Source organism: Pantoea sp. CCBC3-3-1, from assembly GCF_007981265.1.
In the GTDB taxonomy this organism is placed as follows: Bacteria; Pseudomonadota; Gammaproteobacteria; order Enterobacterales; family Enterobacteriaceae; genus Erwinia.
Genome location: NZ_CP034363.1, coordinates 4272091 through 4289860 on the forward strand (window position 1 = coordinate 4272091; position 17770 = coordinate 4289860).

Here is a 17770-nt window from a genome sequence, read left to right on the forward strand (position 1 = left end):
CCGTCAGTTTTTCGACTGAATGGCCTTGATGATATTACTGGTTGAAATGCCGTCCTCAAAATTAAGTACCCGCACTTCCCCGCCATTTGCCCAGACTTCCTGGCTACCGGCAATCTCTTCCGGCTTGTAATCTCCGCCTTTCACCAGCAGATCGGGCAGGATATCGGCAATCACGCGCTGCGGCGTATCTTCTTCAAACGCCACAACCCAGTCGACGGCTTCCAACGCACCCAGCACAATCATGCGGTTTTCCAGCGGATTGATGGGACGGCTCTCGCCCTTAAGGCGTTTGGTGGAAGCATCGCTGTTAACCGCGACAATCAGTCTGTCACCGAGTTTGCGTGCGTTTGCCAGATAGGAAACGTGACCGGCGTGCAGGATATCGAAGCAGCCATTGGTCATCACCACCTTTTCACCGCGACGGCGCGCCAGCACGACGGCCTCTTTCAGCTGAGCTTCTGTCATCACGCCAAAACCCGCTTCCGGACGAGCACGAATGGCGTTTTCCAGTTCGACGGTAGAAACGGTTGAGGTGCCCAGCTTGCCAACGACAACGCCAGCTGCGGCATTGGCCAGGAAACAGCTCTCTTCCAGCGTGTTTCCTGCTGCTAATGCCGCCGCCAGTACGCCAATCACCGTATCGCCAGCACCGGTAACGTCATAAACTTCCTGCGCCTGAGTCGGCAGATGGAACGGCGCTTTGCCCGGTTGCAGCAGGGTCATGCCGTTTTCTGAACGCGTCACCAGCAAAGCGGACAGCTCGAACTGCTGCATCAGTGCCATGCCACGTTCCACGATCTCCGCTTCGTCTTTACACTTGCCGACAACGGCTTCGAACTCGGAGAGATTTGGCGTCAGAATGGTCGCCCCGCGATAGCGCTCAAAATCAGTGCCTTTAGGATCGACCAGTACCGGCACTTTGGCTTCTCTGGCAATGGCAATAATACTTTTTACGCTGGCGAGCGCGCCTTTGGCATAGTCAGAAAGCACCAGCGCACCGCTGGCAGGCAGAGCCTGACGGATGCGTGCATGTAGAGGTTCAACATCCACCCCTTCAAAGCCTTCTTCAAAATCCAGGCGGATCAGTTGCTGGTTACGCGACAGCACGCGCAGCTTGGTAATGGTGGGATGTGTTGCTACCGAGACAAAGTCACACTGCACGTTAACATCCGTCAACGTTTCGTTTAGTGCCCGCGCGGCATCATCCACGCCGGTCAGTCCAACCAGGCGCGAGTGGGCACCTAATGAGGCAATATTCATCGCCACGTTAGCCGCCCCGCCAGGACGTTCTTCCACGTTGTCTACCTTTACCACCGGCACCGGCGCTTCAGGAGAAATACGGCTGGTTGGGCCGTACCAGTAGCGATCCAGCATCACGTCGCCAACAACCAGAACACCCGCACGGTTAAAATCGGGCAGCGTAATTTTCATTCCAGACACTCCAGGCTGCATCAAAAAATAATGCGCGCGATGATAGCACATGCAGCTTGTCACGCACATTTACCCTTCACAAACGTGCGTTTAGTCGCCGAACCAACGCTGCCAGCTGGCGTTTACCACCGCTTGTTCCGTACTGAATGCCTCTGGCGCGACCTGACCCGGCAATGCCTGCAATGCCAGATGATGGAGCTCGTCCCGCAGAGTAACATAGGCTTGCGTCAAGGCGCTGGCTTCGGCTGCCTCCATGCGCCCGTTGCTGGCCATCAGTGCCAGGATCCGCACATTGTCAGACCAGCGCGTCAGTTCAGGCTCTTCTGCGGCGTATCCCAGCACCAGATATTGCGTAATGAATTCAATGTCGGTAATACCGCCGCGATCGGCCTTAATATCCCAGCGTCCTTTGTGTTTGTTTCCCAGATGCGAACGCATTTTTTCACGCATTTCACGCACCTCGGTTTTGAGTTTTTCCGCCTCGCGCGGGAGACACAAGATTCCCCGGCGAATGTCATTAAATCGTTGGCTTAACGCAGCGTCGCCAAACACGATACGTGCGCGAACCAGCGCCTGATGTTCCCATGTCCAGGCTTCATTACGCTGATAATCATCAAAGGCATCGAACGTGCTGACCAACATGCCTGCCGCGCCTGACGGCCTTAGCCGTGCATCGACTTCGTAGAGGATGCCTGATGAGGTTCGGGTACTGAACAAATGCATAACTCGCTGAGCGAGGCGCAGATAAAACTGTCTGCCATCAATGCTCCGCTCGCCGTCCGTTATTGCTTCAGCCGGGCAGTCATGCAGGAAAACTAAATCCAGATCCGAACTGTAGCCCAGCTCCCAACCGCCCAGTTTGCCATAACCGATAACCGCAAAACCCCGCTGCTGCGGATCGCTGAGGTGCGAGGGACGCCCGTAACGCTGCACCATCATTTGCCAGGCCTGCTGCACCACCTGTTCGATCATCGCCTCGGCCAGCCAGGTCAGGTGATCGCTAACCTTCATGACCGGTAGCGTACCCGCAATGTCGGCGGCGGCAATGCGCAGATGTTGAGCCTGTTTAAACTGGCGCAGTGCTTCCAGCTGCTGCTCCTCATCTTCTTCAGGAATACGCAGCAGATACTGGCGCAGCTCATCGCGATAGGCGTCCGTTGCCGTTGGTTGGTAAAGGGTTGCAGGATCCAGTAATTCATCCAGCAGCAGCGGATAACGCGCCAGCTGGCTGGCGATCATTGGAGACGCCGCGCACAGCCGGATCAGGTGTTTTAATGCACCATGATATTCCGTCAACAGCTCAAGATAGGTTGTTCGCGTGACGATTCCCAACAGCAGCGGGGTGAGCCGACTGAGTGTCATATCAGCATCATCGCGCGGGCACACCTCACAAAGCAGACGCGGCATTAGCTGATCCAGCGCGTGGCGACCGCGTGGCCCAATGGTCCGTTTGTCTACGTCCTGACGAAACTCAGCAATCGCCTGCAAAAGACGCTGCCGCGCCGGGGCGTCCAGATGTGGAACCAGCGGTGCCAGGTCATCTTCTTCCAGGCGGTCCTGCCAGAGTACGCCATATTCATCAGCTTCTTTATTTTCGCCCACTTCCGGCGTGTCATCGCCGATCAATTCATCGAAAATCGCCCGCACGGCAGCCATATGCAGCTCAAGCCGCGTATGGAGTTGTGCCCATGAGTTCATGCCCATTGCCCAGGCCAACCGCGCGCGGTTAAGCTCATCTTCTGGCAGCGTCTGCGTCTGTTCGTCGGCAATACTTTGCAGCAGATTTTCCAGGCGACGCAGAAAGAGATAGGCTTCGCCCAGCTGGCTTACCTGTTCAGCAGGCAACAAATTGAGCTCGCCGATAGCTTCCAGCGTAGGCAGTAAGGATCGCAGCTGAAGCGCTCGCTCACGGCCACCACGAATGAGCTGAAAAACCTGCACGATAAACTCGGTTTCACGAATTCCACCCGCACCCAGCTTAATATTGTCGGTCAGTCCACGTCGCCTGACTTCTCGTGCAATCATGCTTTTCATGTTGCGCAGCGACTGGATGACGCTGAAATCAATATAGCGACGATAGATAAATGGCCGCAGCATTTGCTGAAGCTCCTGGCTCCAGCGATCGTCCGCACCGCCCATCAGACGTGCTTTTACCATCGCATAGCGTTCCCAGTCGCGCCCCTGCTCCTGATAATAATCTTCCAGCGCAGCGAAACTCAGCACCAGCGGGCCGCTGTCGCCGAACGGACGTAGCCTCATGTCAACGCGATAAACAAAGCCGTCGACGGTAGGTTGATCCAGCACCTTGATCAGCCGCTGTCCGAGTCGGGTAAAGAATTGCGCATTATCCAGCTCGCGACGACCGCCGCGCGTCGTGCCGTTTTCCGGCCAGGTAAAAATGAGGTCAATATCAGAAGAAAAATTCAGTTCGCCCCCGCCCAGCTTACCCATGCCGAGGATCAGCAACGGCTGCGGCTCCCCCTCAGCATTAACTGGCGTGCCGAATTCCTTGCAGCAGGCTTGCCATAGCCAGTCACGGGCCGCAACGATCAACGTTTCAGCCAGCACGCTCAGCTGCTGTAACGAAGCCGCCGTATCACCGCCGCGAGTCTGCATCCAGGCGATACGCGTTAGCATATGCCGCCTGAACAGGCGCAGCTCGCGCATCAACGCTGCTTCATCCTCTACCGGCGCGAGTTTTTCCCGTAGCCAGTCAGCATAGTGTTGCCATTCATCAGGCTCCGGCGCCTTGTCGCGCAGCGCCTGCCACCATTCAGAATGGCGTGCGAGGCTCTCACGAACAAAATCACTGAATACCAGCACCGTTTGCTCAGAGGTGCTTAACTCACCCCATTCGGCGCTTAGCTGGTTTGCCTGCTCCGCCAGCAGCGGTGGCAATGGCAGCGAGGATGAAGGCAACATAATGACTCCCTGTAAGGTGATGTCAGACAGCAACGACGGCGGCGGCGATCAGACGCGACCGTTTTTCCAGAAAACAGGCTGCTTCAGTGCCTGACGGCTCCAGGTTTCCAGCCAGGCATCCTGTTTGTTTTCGATGGCGTGAGCCAGCTGCTCCCATTCATGAAGCCAGGCTGCTACGGCTGCTTCATCGTAAGCGCCCGCTAACAAACGCGCTGCCAGCAGCTGACGAGTCAGACGCCCCAGCTTGTCCTGATATTCATTTTGCTGGCGGATCTGCCCAAAGGTTTCTTTCAAATCGGCAGAGACGCGACCAAGCATGATATCGCTGAAGCGTTTAAACGAGCCTTGCAGTTTGGCATCGGCTTTCGCATCTATAAACTCGCGCCAGCGCTCGGACGCAATCCAATGAGTAAGTGCTAACTGGGTCTGTAACCAAAGCGGACTGAAGCACAACGTTTCCGCCTGTAAAGCTTCTGCCGTTAACGCCTCGTCCAGCGCTACCAGCTTCTGTCGCAGATCGCTGCTGGCCTTTCGTGGCACCAGCGCTCCAAACAGCGTAAAGGCCTGACGCAGCGTTTCCAGCGCCTGGCGTATTTCGTGCAAAGCAGCATGATTACCGCGCAGCCACAGCTCTTCATGATACTGCCACTGGCTTAAGGCCAGCGTGAAAGCGCTGCGCATACCTTCTTCCACGGTCGCTTTCGGTTTTAGTTTTAAGACCGGCAGCGGATGCAGTTCACGCTGTGGATTGCCCTGTGCCAGCGCATAGCCGCGCGCCGCCTTGCTTAAACTGCCCAGGCGCAAACCGCCCATTTCGACCAGTTCCGCAGCAAAGGCAAGCAGGTCATCACGCTCGCCCGATTTGAGTTCAAGCTCGATTTCGTTCAGCGGCTCAGCCTGCTCACCGGCACGCACTTCTCCCTGGTCAAATGCAACTTCTATCTCGCTGTTCAGGTAAGTGACCACCCACTTTTCACGAATGAAGTGGGTGCTGAAAAGTGGGTGCAGCTGCTGTTGTAGCGCCGCTAAATCACAGTTTTCAGGCCAGATTTCTGTCGGCAGCTGTGCAATATCCAGTTCGGGCTTTTGCAGCGGCACATTATATTCCGGGCGCTGATGCAATCCGCCCACGCTCTGCCCGGCGGTTTTAAGCGTCATTTCATAACTGTCGCCATAACCGCGGATGCGCAGGCCCATATCCCAGCGGCGAAGCTGACGGTTTTCTGTCTCAAAGTAAATATTGGTCAGCTTTTGCGGCGCGGCATGCTGGTTCGGCCAGGCCGCCATCCGTGAGGAAAGTTTTTCGGCTGCTTCAGGTGAGGCGATGAACTTTAATTCAATTTCGATGGTCATATTTTCTTAATCAGTTAGTTACCGGTACGATAGTGACATTCAGGTCTGATTATCCCTTACAGGTCCCGGCTTTTTTTCGCTTACGGCAGGTCGCATGGCCGGGATCAGACAGTTATGACGAGAAGAGTAATGCACAATCCCCCAGGCTGTCCTGGCTTTCTTAAAGCGATGCGCGCCGCCTCGTAGCGATTTGAGACCAGGATAGTTCTCATTCAGCTTTATGCGAGCCAGCTCCAGACTGTGCCATTACTTTTTTCCTGCACTCACGTAAAAAAGATATCGAATGAAAAAAACGCATTTTATTGGCCTCACTTTACTCACTTTTAGCGTAGCAGCATCCGTACATGCCGAAGAAAAACGCTATATTTCTGATGAGCTTTCCACCTGGGTTCGCAGCGGGCCGAGCGACAGCTACCGTCTGGTTGCTACCCTGAATGCGGGCGAACAGGTCGCTTTACTGCAAACCAATGACGAAACCCATTACGGCCAGATCCGCGATGCCAGCGGTCGTACCGCCTGGATCCCCCTGACGCAGCTTAGCCAGCAACCGAGCCTGCGTACGCGCGTTCCGCAGCTGGAGCAGCAGGTGAAAGATCTGACCGATAAACTGGCGAACATTGACGGCAGCTGGAACCAGCGCACTGCCGAGATGCAGAAAAAAGTCGCCGGCAGTGATGATGCAATTAACAGCCTGAAAGCTCAGAATCAAAAGCTGAAAAATGAGCTGGTGGTGGCGCAGAAGAAGGTGAATGCCGCCAATGTTCAGCTGGATGACAAACAGCGCACCATTATTATGCAATGGTTTATGTACGGCGGCGGTGTAGCGGGTGTGGGCCTGCTGCTTGGGCTGCTGCTGCCGCATATGATCCCGAGCCGCAAGAAAAAAGATCGCTGGATGAACTGATTTTCCCGTCTGGTTGTATTCAGGGCATCTTCCGATGCCCTTTTTCGCATGTCTGCACAAAGGCCGCCCTCTTCGCAACGCTATGACAGCTTCTACACTTTACGTATGATGCCTGAAACGTTTAATCCAGGAGTGTGTAGTGAAGACTTACCTTGTCGGTGGCGCGGTACGCGATGCCCTGCTGAATTTACCGGTCAAAGACAAAGATTGGGTCGTGGTTGGCGCTTCCCCCGAAGAGATGCTGACGCTGGGCTATGAACAGGTTGGCCGCGATTTCCCCGTTTTTCTTCATCCCAAGACCCATCAGGAATATGCGCTGGCTCGTACCGAACGCAAAAGCGGCAGCGGCTACACCGGCTTTGTCTGCTACTCCGCGCCGGACGTCACCCTTGAGCAGGACTTGCAGCGCCGCGATCTGACCATCAATGCCATAGCGCAGGATGATGATGGCAATTATTACGATCCCTATGGCGGTCGCGATGATATCCAGCAACGCCAACTGCGCCATGTCTCCGAGGCTTTTAAGGAAGATCCCCTGCGGGTGCTGCGTGTCGCCCGTTTCGCGGCGCGATTCGCCCATCTCAATTTTGTTGTTGCTACTGATACTCAGGCACTGATGCGCTGGATGGTCGAAAGCGGCGAGCTGAATGCGCTGACGCCTGAACGCGTCTGGAAAGAGACCGAAAAGGCGCTGGAGACCCGCAATCCCCAGGTCTATTTTCAGGTCTTACGGGATTGTGGTGCATTAGCCGTGCTTTTCCCGGAGCTGGACAACCTGTACGGCATCCCCGCCCCGGCGAAATGGCATCCCGAAATCGACACGGGCATCCATACGCTGATGACGCTCGCGATTGCCGCCCAGCTCACTGAAGATATTGCCGTGCGCTTCGCTACCCTTTTCCACGATGTTGGCAAGGCGCTGACGCCGCCGGAAAAATGGCCGAGCCATCATGGTCATGGCCCTGCTGGCGTCCCGCTGGTTGAGCATCTTTGTCAGCGATTGCGGGTGCCGAATGCATTGCGTGATTTGGCACTGCTGGTGACGGAATTTCATGATCTGGTGCATACCGTTGACCGCCAGAGTCCGGAAACGCTGGTGGCGCTGTTTGACCGCATTGATGCCTGGCGTAAACCCCAGCGCGTTGAGCAACTGGCCCTGACCAGCGAAGCAGACGCGCGTGGGCGTACCGGTTTCGAAAACAATGCGTATCCGCAAGGCGATTATCTGCGTAAAGCGTTTGAAATCGTTCTGAACGTCTCGACCAAAGAGGTTGTTGCCGCAGGTTTTAAAGGCGCTGAAGTCAGAGAAGAATTATCGAGAAGGCGTATCAAGGCGTTAGGTGACTGGCAGGTAGCAAAGGCTTAAGCAACGAGCCGGACTCATCCATCCGGCTCGTTCTGCATTAACTAGACAAAGATCATGTAAACCGCAGCCGCCACAATGAAGCGGTAGATGGCAAACGGCACAAAGGAGATGCGCTGAATCAGCTTCAGGAACACCTTGATGGCAATCAGCGCCACGATAAAGGCGGTAATAAAGCCGGTGGCGAACATCGGGAAGTCAGCCATCGACAGGAAGGCGATGCTTTTATACAGATCCAGCACCGTTGCTCCCATCATCATTGGCACCGCCAGGACGAAGGAGAACTCCGCTGCCGCATAGCGACTGACGCCCATCAGCATCCCGCCAGAGATGGTCGCTCCTGAACGGGAGAAGCCCGGCCACAGCGCCAGGCACTGGAAGCAGCCGATGATAAAGGCCTGACGATAGGTCATATCATCAATGCCAACCGCTTTCGGCTGTTTTGGCTTCAGGAACTCCGCAGCCAGCAGCAGCACACCGCCGACGACCAGGGCATACATCACGTTGACTGGATTAAATAACGTTTTGATTTTGTCGTGAAACACCAGACCAACCACGACCGCCGGGATCATTCCCAACAGAATATGGATCAGGGTTAAATGGCCTTTGCCGGTGCCTTCGTGCGGTACTTTACCGAAATGGATACCGATCAGGCCAAACAGGCGTCGCCAGAACATCACGACGACAGCCAGAATGGAGCCCAGTTGGATAACCACTTCAAAAGTATCGGCTTTATCGCCTTCAAACCCTAACAGATGACCGACAATGATCATGTGTCCGGTGGAAGAGACGGGAAGAAATTCCGTCAGCCCTTCAACAATACCCAGTATGGCTGCCACCCACAGCTGATGAATATCTGCCATCTACTCTACCCCTATCCGTATAAAAACCATTAAAAAGGCGGTAGCTCGTGCGCTACCGCCGAAATTGTGCCCACATTGGGTTAGGCCAATCTTAGAGACCCATAATGTGGTTTGGTTTCACTGTGATGGCAATCACAATGCTCTTATTTCGGAATAGTCCCTCGTTGAATGATGACGCCTACCTGATGCGCCTGTGCAACCGCGCCCGGCTTGCTGAGTTTGATGCGAACCCAGGGAGAGTTAAATCGCTGCATTAGCAGAGTGGCAACCTCTTCCGCGACGCGCTCAACCAGTGCAAATTTGCCGCCGGCCACGTGATTAATGATGGCTTCACTGACGTCGGCATAGCTCAGGCAGTCAGCGACGTCATCACTGGCGGCGGCTCGGCGATTGTCCCAGGCCATTTCGACATCGAACACCAGCTTTTGTGAAATAGTCTGTTCCCAGTCGTAAACACCAATCGTGGTGATGACGGAGAGTTGTTCAATAAATACGATATCCATGATGGCAGTCTCTGTTTTTGTGGTTGCCGGATACCACTTCCGGCGGTTTATGCGTATTATCCACGGATGAAGAGATCAAAACGACCCCTGGAAGGCGGAACGGTGTTATGAGTGTATTCGCGCTTGGTATGATTTTTTTCGCGTATCTGTGCGGCTCCATTTCCAGCGCGATTCTGGTTTGCCGAATGTTCGGATTACCCGACCCGCGTCAGAATGGATCCGGCAACCCTGGTGCGACAAATGTGTTGCGCATCGGCGGCAAAATACCCGCACTGACCGTACTGATTTTCGACGTCCTTAAGGGCATGCTGCCGGTCTGGCTGGCTTATCATTACGGACTCTCTCCTTTCTATCTTGGCCTGATCGCCATTGCCGCCTGTCTGGGCCACATCTATCCGGTGTTTTTCCATTTTAAAGGCGGCAAAGGGGTAGCGACAGCATTTGGCGCGATTGCGCCGATTGGTTGGGATTTGACCGGACTGATGACCGGCACCTGGCTGTTGACCGTGTTGCTGAGCGGCTATTCTTCGCTTGGCGCCATCATTAGCGCCCTGATTGCGCCGTTTTATGTCTGGTGGTTTAAGCCCCAGCTGACTTTTCCGGTGGCGATGCTGTCGTGTCTGGTGCTGTTACGCCATCACGATAATATTCAGCGGCTGTGGCGCGGTCAGGAGACAAAAATCTGGAAGAAGAAAAAGCGGAACAAGCCCGAAGAAGAGTAGTGCTTCAGCGTGGCGGCAGGCTTCTGCCTGATGAATCATTTAAAACGCGCCATCACATCATGGCGCGTTCTGTTTAGTCGTGATGCAGCGGAGAAAGCTCTGCCAGCGGCCAGCGAGGACGTACGGTAACGCTCAGCTCGCCGTGGGTTCCGTCCTTCAAACGCACCATTCCCGCATAAGCGATCATCGCGCCGTTATCGGTACAAAACTCAGGACGCGCATAAAACGCCTCACCACCGCGAGCCTGCATCACTTCTGCCATTTTGGCACGAAGCGTCCGGTTAGCACTAACGCCTCCCGCAATAACCAGCCGCTTAAAGCCGGTTTGCTCGAGCGCTCGTTTACATTTGATCGCCAGCGTATCGACAACGGCATCTTCAAATGCCCGAGCGATATCAGCGCGGGTCTGATCGTCATCGCTGTTTTCACGGATGGTATTGGCCGCGAAGGTTTTCAGCCCGGAGAAACTGAAATCCAGGCCAGGGCGATCGGTCATTGGACGAGGGAAAACAAAGCGTTTTGCCACCCCCTGCTGCGCCATTTTTGACAGCAGCGGACCGCCAGGATAGTCAAGGCCGAGCAGCTTCGCCGTTTTATCGAACGCCTCGCCAGCCGCATCATCAACGGATTCGCCCAGCAGCGTGTATTCGCCAATGCCGGTGACGCCAATCAGCTGAGTATGGCCGCCCGAAACCAGCAGCGCGACAAACGGAAACTCAGGCGGATTCTCTTCCAGCATCGGTGCCAGCAGATGTCCTTCCATATGGTGGACAGGGATGGCCGGGACGTCCCAGGCAAAAGCCAGCGAGCGACCGATCGTTGCGCCGACCAGCAACGCACCGACCAGACCGGGCCCGGCAGTATAAGCCACCGCGTCAATGTCTTGTGCCTTCAGGCCCGCTTCTTTCAAAGCGGCCTGGATTAACGGCACGGTTTTACGCACGTGATCGCGCGAAGCCAGTTCCGGTACCACACCGCCGTAATCGGCATGCAGTTTGACCTGGCTGTAAAGTTGGTTAGCGAGCAAGCCGGTGGCATCGTCGTAAATCGCGATACCGGTTTCATCGCAGGAAGTTTCTATTCCGAGTACACGCATGGCATTTTTACCTCATTCTTGCGGCGCGCAGTGTAGCATGAAGGCCAGACTTACGGCGGCAATTTTCCGTGCGGAACCGATGACTATTTGATGTACAAAGGGAAAATACTTTCGCAGCAGTTGGTTGATTAGTGTATAATCATCCGCCTGAAAAAACCGGCAGCGGCACAGGCGCATCTGTTGGTGACATTATGCTATGGTGCTTTACAACGCAGCCTGTGTTGGAGTAAAATTCCGCACCATTTTGAAACAAGCTGGCACTGACGTCAGCAACAAAACCGAATTTATCGAGGTGAGAGTTACATGCCGGTAATTAAAGTACGTGAAAACGAGCCATTTGACGTAGCACTGCGTCGCTTCAAGCGTTCTTGCGAGAAAGCAGGCGTTCTGGCTGAAGTTCGTCGTCGTGAGTTTTATGAAAAACCTACTACCGAACGTAAGCGCGCTAAAGCGTCTGCAGTAAAACGCCACGCGAAGAAACTGGCTCGCGAAAACGCACGCCGCACTCGTCTGTACTAATCTTTGAGGGCTTGCCCTCACGCTTGACAGACAAGTAGTAGTATACAAGGCCGTGCTTTCCGAAAGGAATGCGCGGCTTGTTCTCGTTTATGAGCTGATAAACCGGGGCTTATGGCTGGACGAATTCCACGCGTTTTTATCAATGACTTGCTGGCACGCACGGACATCGTGGATCTGATCGATGCGCGCGTAAAGCTTAAAAAGCAGGGCAAGAATTATCACGCGTGCTGTCCTTTCCATAATGAGAAAACCCCCTCTTTCACCGTGAACGGCGAAAAGCAGTTTTACCATTGCTTCGGCTGCGGAGCACACGGTAACGCCATTGATTTCCTGATGAATTACGACCGTCTGGAATTTGTGGAAAGCATTGAAGAGCTGGCAACGCTGTACGGCCTTGAAGTGCCCTATGAAAGCGGTACGGGCCCCAGCCAGCTTGAACGGCACCAGCGGCAGAGTTTGTATCAGCTGATGACCGGACTGAGCGAGTATTACCAGCAGTCGCTTTCCCAAAATCAGGCAGCAGGCGCACGTGAGTATCTGGCGCAGCGTGGGCTCAGTGATGAAGTCATTAAACACTTTTCCATCGGCTTTGCTCCGGCAGGCTGGGACAATGCGTTAAAACGCTTTGGCCGCAGTCAGGATGACCGCCAGTCGCTAAGCGATGCCGGAATGCTGGTCACTAACGACCAGGGCCGCAGTTACGATCGCTTCCGTGAACGGATAATGTTTCCCATTCATGACAAGCGCGGGCGAGTAATAGGATTTGGTGGGCGCGTGCTGGGCGATGCGCTGCCAAAATATTTAAACTCCCCGGAAACCGATATTTTCCATAAGGGCCGTCAGTTATACGGTCTTTATGAAGCTCAAAAGCATCATCCTGAACCCGCGAAACTGTTGGTGGTGGAAGGCTACATGGACGTAGTAGCGCTGGCACAATTCGGTATTGATTATGCCGTGGCGTCGCTGGGCACTTCTACTACGCCTGAGCACATTCAACTTCTCTTCCGCACAACCGACAATGTGATCTGTTGCTATGACGGCGACAGAGCGGGCCGGGAAGCAGCATGGCGTGCGCTGGAAACCGCATTACCTTACATGAATGACGGTCGTCAGCTACGCTTTATGTTTCTGCCCGATGGCGAAGACCCGGATACGCTGGTGCGTAAAGAAGGAAAAGAGGCGTTTGAAGCGCGGATGGAACAGGCTATGCCGCTTTCCGCCTTCTTATTTGACACGCTGATGCCACAGGTTGATTTGCGTTCTCCGGATGGGCGCGCGCAGCTGAGTACGCTGGCACTGCCGTTGATTAGCCAGGTCCCAGGCGAAACGCTGAGGATCTATCTGCGTCAGGAGCTTGGCAACAAGCTGGGAATTTTGGACGACAGCCAGCTGGAAAAACTGTTGCCAAAACAGGGTGAGAACGCGAAACCGCCTAAGCAGCCCCAGCTAAAACGCACAACCATGCGTATACTCATTGGGCTGCTGATTCAGAATCCCGATCTGGCAACAATGGTACCGTCACTGGAAGGATTAGGAAATTCTGAGCTGCCTGGCTTTACGCTGTTTGTTGAGTTAGTCGGCACCTGCGTTGCGCATCCTGGCCTGACTACGGGACAGCTACTAGAGTTATATCGCGGAACAAAATTTAGTCAGAGCCTTGAAACACTGGCTACATGGAACCACATGATCGTAGAAGATGAAGTGGAAACCATGTTTAAGGACTCGCTGGCCAGTATGTACGACGCCGCCCTGGAACGCAGGCTGGAAGAATTAATAGCCCGCGACCGTACTCATGTACTCAACGCAGACGAGCGGCGTGAGTTCTGGACGCTGAGTCAGGCTTTAAAGAAACAGTAATAAACCAATTTAAACGCGACGACGATTTGGTTTAACAGCTTTAAGAAGCGATTGTCGCAGTCAGTTTGAACGGTGCCAGCGCACAGCACCCGCAGCGTACTTTACTACGTGAGGACGGCGAGCACGGTCAGCGTTCAAAATGGCAAGATCGAGCGCTTCGAACACAATTCAAGCGGCTTAAGTGCCGAACTTCCGCCAGGTTGAACCTGGCAGCCGCCACGATGGGCAGCGGCAATAATCCAACGCCCTCACTGTTATTGTTGGCTGCTTAAGCTTAGCCGACCAACACCAATCTAATTTAACAGAAGTGTGGATACCGTCTTATGGAGCAAAACCCGCAGTCACAGCTGAAGCTGCTTGTCACCCGTGGTAAGGAGCAAGGCTATCTGACCTATGCCGAGGTCAATGACCATCTGCCGGAAGATATCGTCGACTCCGATCAGATCGAAGACATCATCCAGATGATCAACGACATGGGCATACAGGTTGTGGAAGAAGCACCTGATGCCGACGATCTGATGCTGAATGAAAACAGCAGCGATACGGATGAAGATGCTGCCGAAGCGGCTGCTCAGGTGCTATCCAGCGTTGAATCGGAAATCGGACGCACAACTGACCCGGTGCGCATGTACATGCGTGAAATGGGTACCGTTGAACTGCTGACGCGCGAAGGCGAAATCGACATCGCGAAACGCATCGAAGACGGTATCAACCAGGTACAGTGTTCCGTTGCTGAATATCCTGAAGCCATCACCTATTTGCTGGAGCAGTACGATCGCGTTGAAGCGGGCGAGGCTCGCCTGTCTGATATGATCACCGGTTTTGTCGATCCAAACGCAGAAGAAGAAATGGCACCTACGGCAACACACGTAGGGTCTGAACTTTCTGAAGAAGAGCGTGACGACGACGAAGACGAAGATGAAGAGTCCGACGACGACAGCGCTGACGATGACAACAGCATCGATCCTGAACTGGCACGCGAGAAGTTCGGCGACCTGCGTACGCAGTACGAGAAAGCGCGTACGGTCATTAAGGCCAAAGGCCGCAGCCACGCAGATGCGATTGCTGAAATCCAGAATCTGTCAGACGTCTTCAAACAGTTCCGCCTGGTGCCGAAGCAGTTCGACTACCTGGTGAACAACATGCGTACCATGATGGATCGCGTTCGTACTCAGGAACGTATCATCATGAAGCTGTGTGTTGAAATCTGTAAGATGCCGAAAAAGAACTTCATTACGCTGTTCACCGGTAATGAAACCAGCGAAACCTGGTTCCAGGCAGCGCTGGCAATGAACAAGCCGTGGTCAGAAAAGCTGAAAGACGTAACCGAAGACGTTCAGCGCGGCCTGACCAAGCTTTCGCAGATTGAAGAAGAAACCGGCCTGACCATTGAGCAGGTAAAAGACATTAACCGTCGCATGTCTATCGGCGAAGCGAAAGCGCGTCGTGCGAAGAAAGAGATGGTTGAGGCTAACCTGCGTCTGGTTATCTCTATCGCCAAGAAGTACACCAACCGTGGCCTGCAGTTCCTTGATCTGATCCAGGAAGGTAACATCGGTCTGATGAAAGCGGTGGATAAGTTTGAATACCGTCGTGGTTATAAGTTCTCTACTTATGCTACCTGGTGGATCCGTCAGGCTATTACCCGCTCCATCGCTGACCAGGCGCGCACCATTCGTATTCCGGTGCATATGATTGAGACGATTAACAAGCTCAACCGTATTTCTCGTCAGATGCTACAGGAAATGGGGCGTGAGCCAACGCCGGAAGAGCTGGCCGAGCGTATGCTGATGCCGGAAGATAAAATCCGTAAAGTGCTGAAAATTGCCAAAGAGCCGATCTCCATGGAGACGCCGATTGGTGATGATGAAGATTCACATCTGGGCGATTTTATCGAAGATACCACGCTGGAGCTGCCGCTGGATTCTGCCACCTCCGAGAGCCTGCGTTCAGCAACTCATGACGTGCTGGCTGGCCTGACCGCTCGTGAAGCGAAGGTACTGCGTATGCGTTTTGGTATTGATATGAATACCGACCACACGCTGGAAGAAGTCGGTAAGCAGTTTGACGTTACCCGTGAGCGTATCCGTCAGATTGAAGCGAAGGCGCTGCGTAAACTGCGTCATCCAAGCCGCTCTGAAGTTCTGCGCAGCTTCCTGGACGATTAATCCGTCTAGCCCTGTGCAACAAAAAGCCCCTGCTTGCAGGGGCTTTTTTTATGTCAGAAGGGTGCTCAAAGAATCACATCCGGACAATGTGCTGACGGGCAGCCTGCCCGTCAGCATGTTGCCTTACCTTACAGATTCGCAGGCTAAGCTGGCTACAATCTCCGTACCTCCCTGTTTAACATGCAATTCGCAAAGCGAACCACGCGTAATCCAGATAACGCTTATTAGCGTTAGACAGACCACTATTAAACTGAGAACGAACAATTTTTGTGCCATCACTGGCCTCCTTTCCATTGCTTTTCAGCAGGTAAAAGGCTACCTTTCCATTGTTGGGATGGAAGAGCAGCCTCACTTTGATTAACGTCAAGTGGGGCTTTTCTCTTCTTGTCCCGGTCACTCAGGACAAAAAGTTCCTGAGCACCCGGCGGCAGTGTAACGCACGAATTGAGCGATCGTCTGACAGATTTTCTAAAGTCCGCGTTGGCCCTGATTTTTTTGCAACTTCAATGAAACGCCTAACGTTTACGCAGGGTTAGCGCAGTCTCCAGCTCGCGGTAAGCGGCAACCAGTTCCTCCTGCGATGCCCGGTTCAATCCGCTGGGATTCGGCAAAACCCAAACCTCCGTCTCACCAATATTTTGCGGCTGCCTGCCCCACTCCACTTTACTGACGCCAAAGGCCTGCTTATAGGCTTGCTTGCCCAGCACGGCTAAAGCCGCTGGCTGATACCGCTCTATTTTTTCCACCAGCAGCCGGCCGCCATCGAGCAGCTCACCGCGCGACAGTTCGGTCGCCTCTTTTGTGGGCCTTTCCACCAGCATCGTAATGCCACAACCCGTATCCAGCAGCTGCTGTTCTTCTTCCGGCTTCAGCTGGCGGAAGGTAAAGCCCGCCTGCCAGATAGTTTTCCAGAAGCGGTTGCCCGGATGGGCAAAATGGAAGCCGGTATGCGCTGACGACTTTCCTGGATTGATGCCGCAAAACACCACCCGCAGCGCGGGTGTAAGAATGTCCGTGATCGTATGGTCCGTTATTTCACTCATTTACTTTTTTCTCAACTTTACGCCATTTCAAAATAGCTCAGCACTTCGCAACCGCGCCCCACCGTCGGCGTGGCAATAACGGTCAGCGTGGCGATATCAATCACGCTAAGCGTGCCATCCTCTTCATTGGCAATCAGCAGCGTACGGTTATCAGGACTGAAGCAGCCATCCATCGGCTTATTACCCACGGCAACCTGCCCAAGCGGATTCAACTCGCCGTCAAAAAGGCTGATGACCGGCTCGTCGTCACCAATCACCACCAGCAGTGAGCCATCCTCACTGAAACGGACAATTTGCGACGGTTGCTGATGGCCAGCAAGCGACAACGATTTAACCCGCTGATGGCTGGCCGCATCGATAACGTGGAGCAACGGCTGGCTGCCATCGGTGGCGACAAGCCAGGGATGTTTAGGTGAAGCCGCGATACCGCTTATGGCAGCAGGCATAACGATATTATCCACTACCTTGCCGTCGCCCTGGGTCAAGTCCACAACGGTTACAGATGCATCTTCTTCGTTATCTGTGAATAGTTTATCCCCTGACGGCAACAGCGTCAGACGGTGCGTATTATGCGACGGCACGGCAATTTTGCGGAGGATCCGATCGGTATCAGGATCGATCACCAGGATCGTCGCGCTGTTTTCACAGCACTGATAAACGTAACCATCGCGGCCCAGCCTGCCGGTATGAGGGGACTCCAGCGGACTGATATCAATAAAACCGAGGGTTTGACGCTTAAGCAGATCGATTACCGCAATTTTGTGGCCCGGATGAGGATTATCACCATGGATGCCATCACCGAAAATCGGCACATAGGCTTTATGCTGTTTGGGCAGAATCAACAATTCGTGTGGGCGAGGGGGAAAAGCATTCAGCTCGCGCTCAACGGCAAAAGTTTCGGGATTCAGAAACAGGACGTTACTGCCCTGCTTATCGACGGCAATCAGGCCATATTGGGTTTCCGACATCGTAGCTCTCTCCTTTAAATACCTGTTTCATATAAAGGTAGTTCATGAGGTCGGCGCT

The 17770-nt window shown here is 54.0% G+C and carries 15 protein-coding genes; 6 read left to right on the forward strand and 9 right to left on the reverse strand.

What is annotated here, in order from left to right; genetic code table 11:
• Nucleotides 1–3: 3 nt before the first annotated feature.
• The 3 genes from hldE to EHV07_RS19990 form a co-directional block, all read right to left on the reverse strand.
• Nucleotides 4–1431 (reverse strand): bifunctional D-glycero-beta-D-manno-heptose-7-phosphate kinase/D-glycero-beta-D-manno-heptose 1-phosphate adenylyltransferase HldE, encoded by a 1428-nt coding sequence (hldE, locus tag EHV07_RS19980; protein WP_147199887.1) that lies wholly within the window; start codon nt 1429–1431, stop codon nt 4–6.
• 90 nt (nt 1432–1521) lie between these two features.
• Nucleotides 1522–4353, reverse strand: coding sequence for a bifunctional [glutamate--ammonia ligase]-adenylyl-L-tyrosine phosphorylase/[glutamate--ammonia-ligase] adenylyltransferase (glnE, locus tag EHV07_RS19985; protein ID WP_147199888.1), 2832 nt, complete (start codon nt 4351–4353; stop codon nt 1522–1524).
• 48 nt (nt 4354–4401) lie between these two features.
• Nucleotides 4402–5706: an inorganic triphosphatase gene (locus tag EHV07_RS19990; RefSeq protein WP_147199889.1), complete on the reverse strand. Its 1305-nt coding sequence runs from the start codon at nt 5704–5706 to the stop codon at nt 4402–4404.
• Between the two features lie 283 nt (nt 5707–5989).
• Here EHV07_RS19990 and EHV07_RS19995 point away from each other — a divergent pair, with 283 nt between their 5' ends.
• Together EHV07_RS19995 and EHV07_RS20000 are read left to right on the forward strand one after the other, a co-directional pair.
• Nucleotides 5990–6610 (forward strand): TIGR04211 family SH3 domain-containing protein, encoded by a 621-nt coding sequence (locus tag EHV07_RS19995; RefSeq protein WP_147199890.1) that lies wholly within the window; start codon nt 5990–5992, stop codon nt 6608–6610.
• 139 nt (nt 6611–6749) lie between these two features.
• Nucleotides 6750–7976 (forward strand): multifunctional CCA addition/repair protein, encoded by a 1227-nt coding sequence (locus EHV07_RS20000; protein WP_147199891.1) that lies wholly within the window; start codon nt 6750–6752, stop codon nt 7974–7976.
• Nucleotides 7977–8017: 41 nt separating this feature from the next.
• Here EHV07_RS20000 and bacA read toward each other — a convergent pair whose 3' ends face one another.
• Nucleotides 8018–8836 (reverse strand): undecaprenyl-diphosphate phosphatase, encoded by an 819-nt coding sequence (gene bacA, locus EHV07_RS20005; RefSeq protein WP_147199892.1) that lies wholly within the window; start codon nt 8834–8836, stop codon nt 8018–8020.
• 143 nt (nt 8837–8979) lie between these two features.
• Complete coding sequence (folB, locus tag EHV07_RS20010) at nt 8980–9339, reverse strand: bifunctional dihydroneopterin aldolase/7,8-dihydroneopterin epimerase (protein ID WP_147199893.1); 360 nt, start codon at nt 9337–9339, stop codon at nt 8980–8982.
• Between the two features lie 107 nt (nt 9340–9446).
• Between folB and plsY the strand changes: the two genes are divergently transcribed.
• On the forward strand, nt 9447–10061 hold the full coding sequence (plsY, locus tag EHV07_RS20015) for a glycerol-3-phosphate 1-O-acyltransferase PlsY (protein ID WP_147199894.1): 615 nt from the start codon (nt 9447–9449) through the stop codon (nt 10059–10061).
• A gap of 73 nt (nt 10062–10134) precedes the next feature.
• On the opposite strand, the gene tsaD is transcribed toward plsY, so the two are convergent.
• On the reverse strand, nt 10135–11157 hold the full coding sequence (tsaD, locus tag EHV07_RS20020) for a tRNA (adenosine(37)-N6)-threonylcarbamoyltransferase complex transferase subunit TsaD (RefSeq protein ID WP_147199895.1): 1023 nt from the start codon (nt 11155–11157) through the stop codon (nt 10135–10137).
• Between the two features lie 303 nt (nt 11158–11460).
• On the opposite strand from tsaD, the gene rpsU reads away from it, so the two are divergent.
• The 3 genes from rpsU (at nt 11461) to rpoD (ending at nt 15701) form a co-directional block, all read left to right on the forward strand.
• Entirely contained in the window at nt 11461–11676 is a 216-nt protein-coding gene (gene rpsU / locus EHV07_RS20025; RefSeq protein WP_001144069.1) for a 30S ribosomal protein S21, read from the forward strand.
• A gap of 111 nt (nt 11677–11787) precedes the next feature.
• Nucleotides 11788–13533 carry a DNA primase gene (gene dnaG, locus EHV07_RS20030; RefSeq protein ID WP_147199896.1) on the forward strand — a complete coding sequence of 582 codons (1746 nt, stop codon included), beginning with the start codon at nt 11788–11790 and terminating at the stop codon, nt 13531–13533.
• Nucleotides 13534–13856: 323 nt separating this feature from the next.
• Complete coding sequence (rpoD, locus tag EHV07_RS20035; protein WP_147199897.1) at nt 13857–15701, forward strand: RNA polymerase sigma factor RpoD; 1845 nt, start codon at nt 13857–13859, stop codon at nt 15699–15701.
• A gap of 123 nt (nt 15702–15824) precedes the next feature.
• Here the strand turns inward: rpoD and EHV07_RS20040 are convergent, their stop codons facing one another.
• From EHV07_RS20040 to EHV07_RS20050, 3 genes are all read right to left on the reverse strand, one after another.
• Nucleotides 15825–15995: a Hok/Gef family protein gene (locus EHV07_RS20040; protein ID WP_371419653.1), complete on the reverse strand. Its 171-nt coding sequence runs from the start codon at nt 15993–15995 to the stop codon at nt 15825–15827.
• A gap of 221 nt (nt 15996–16216) precedes the next feature.
• Nucleotides 16217–16744, reverse strand: coding sequence for a G/U mismatch-specific DNA glycosylase (gene mug / locus EHV07_RS20045; RefSeq protein WP_147199899.1), 528 nt, complete (start codon nt 16742–16744; stop codon nt 16217–16219).
• 17 nt (nt 16745–16761) lie between these two features.
• Entirely contained in the window at nt 16762–17712 is a 951-nt protein-coding gene (locus EHV07_RS20050; protein WP_147199900.1) for a WD40 repeat domain-containing protein, read from the reverse strand.
• Nucleotides 17713–17770 lie beyond the last annotated feature (58 nt).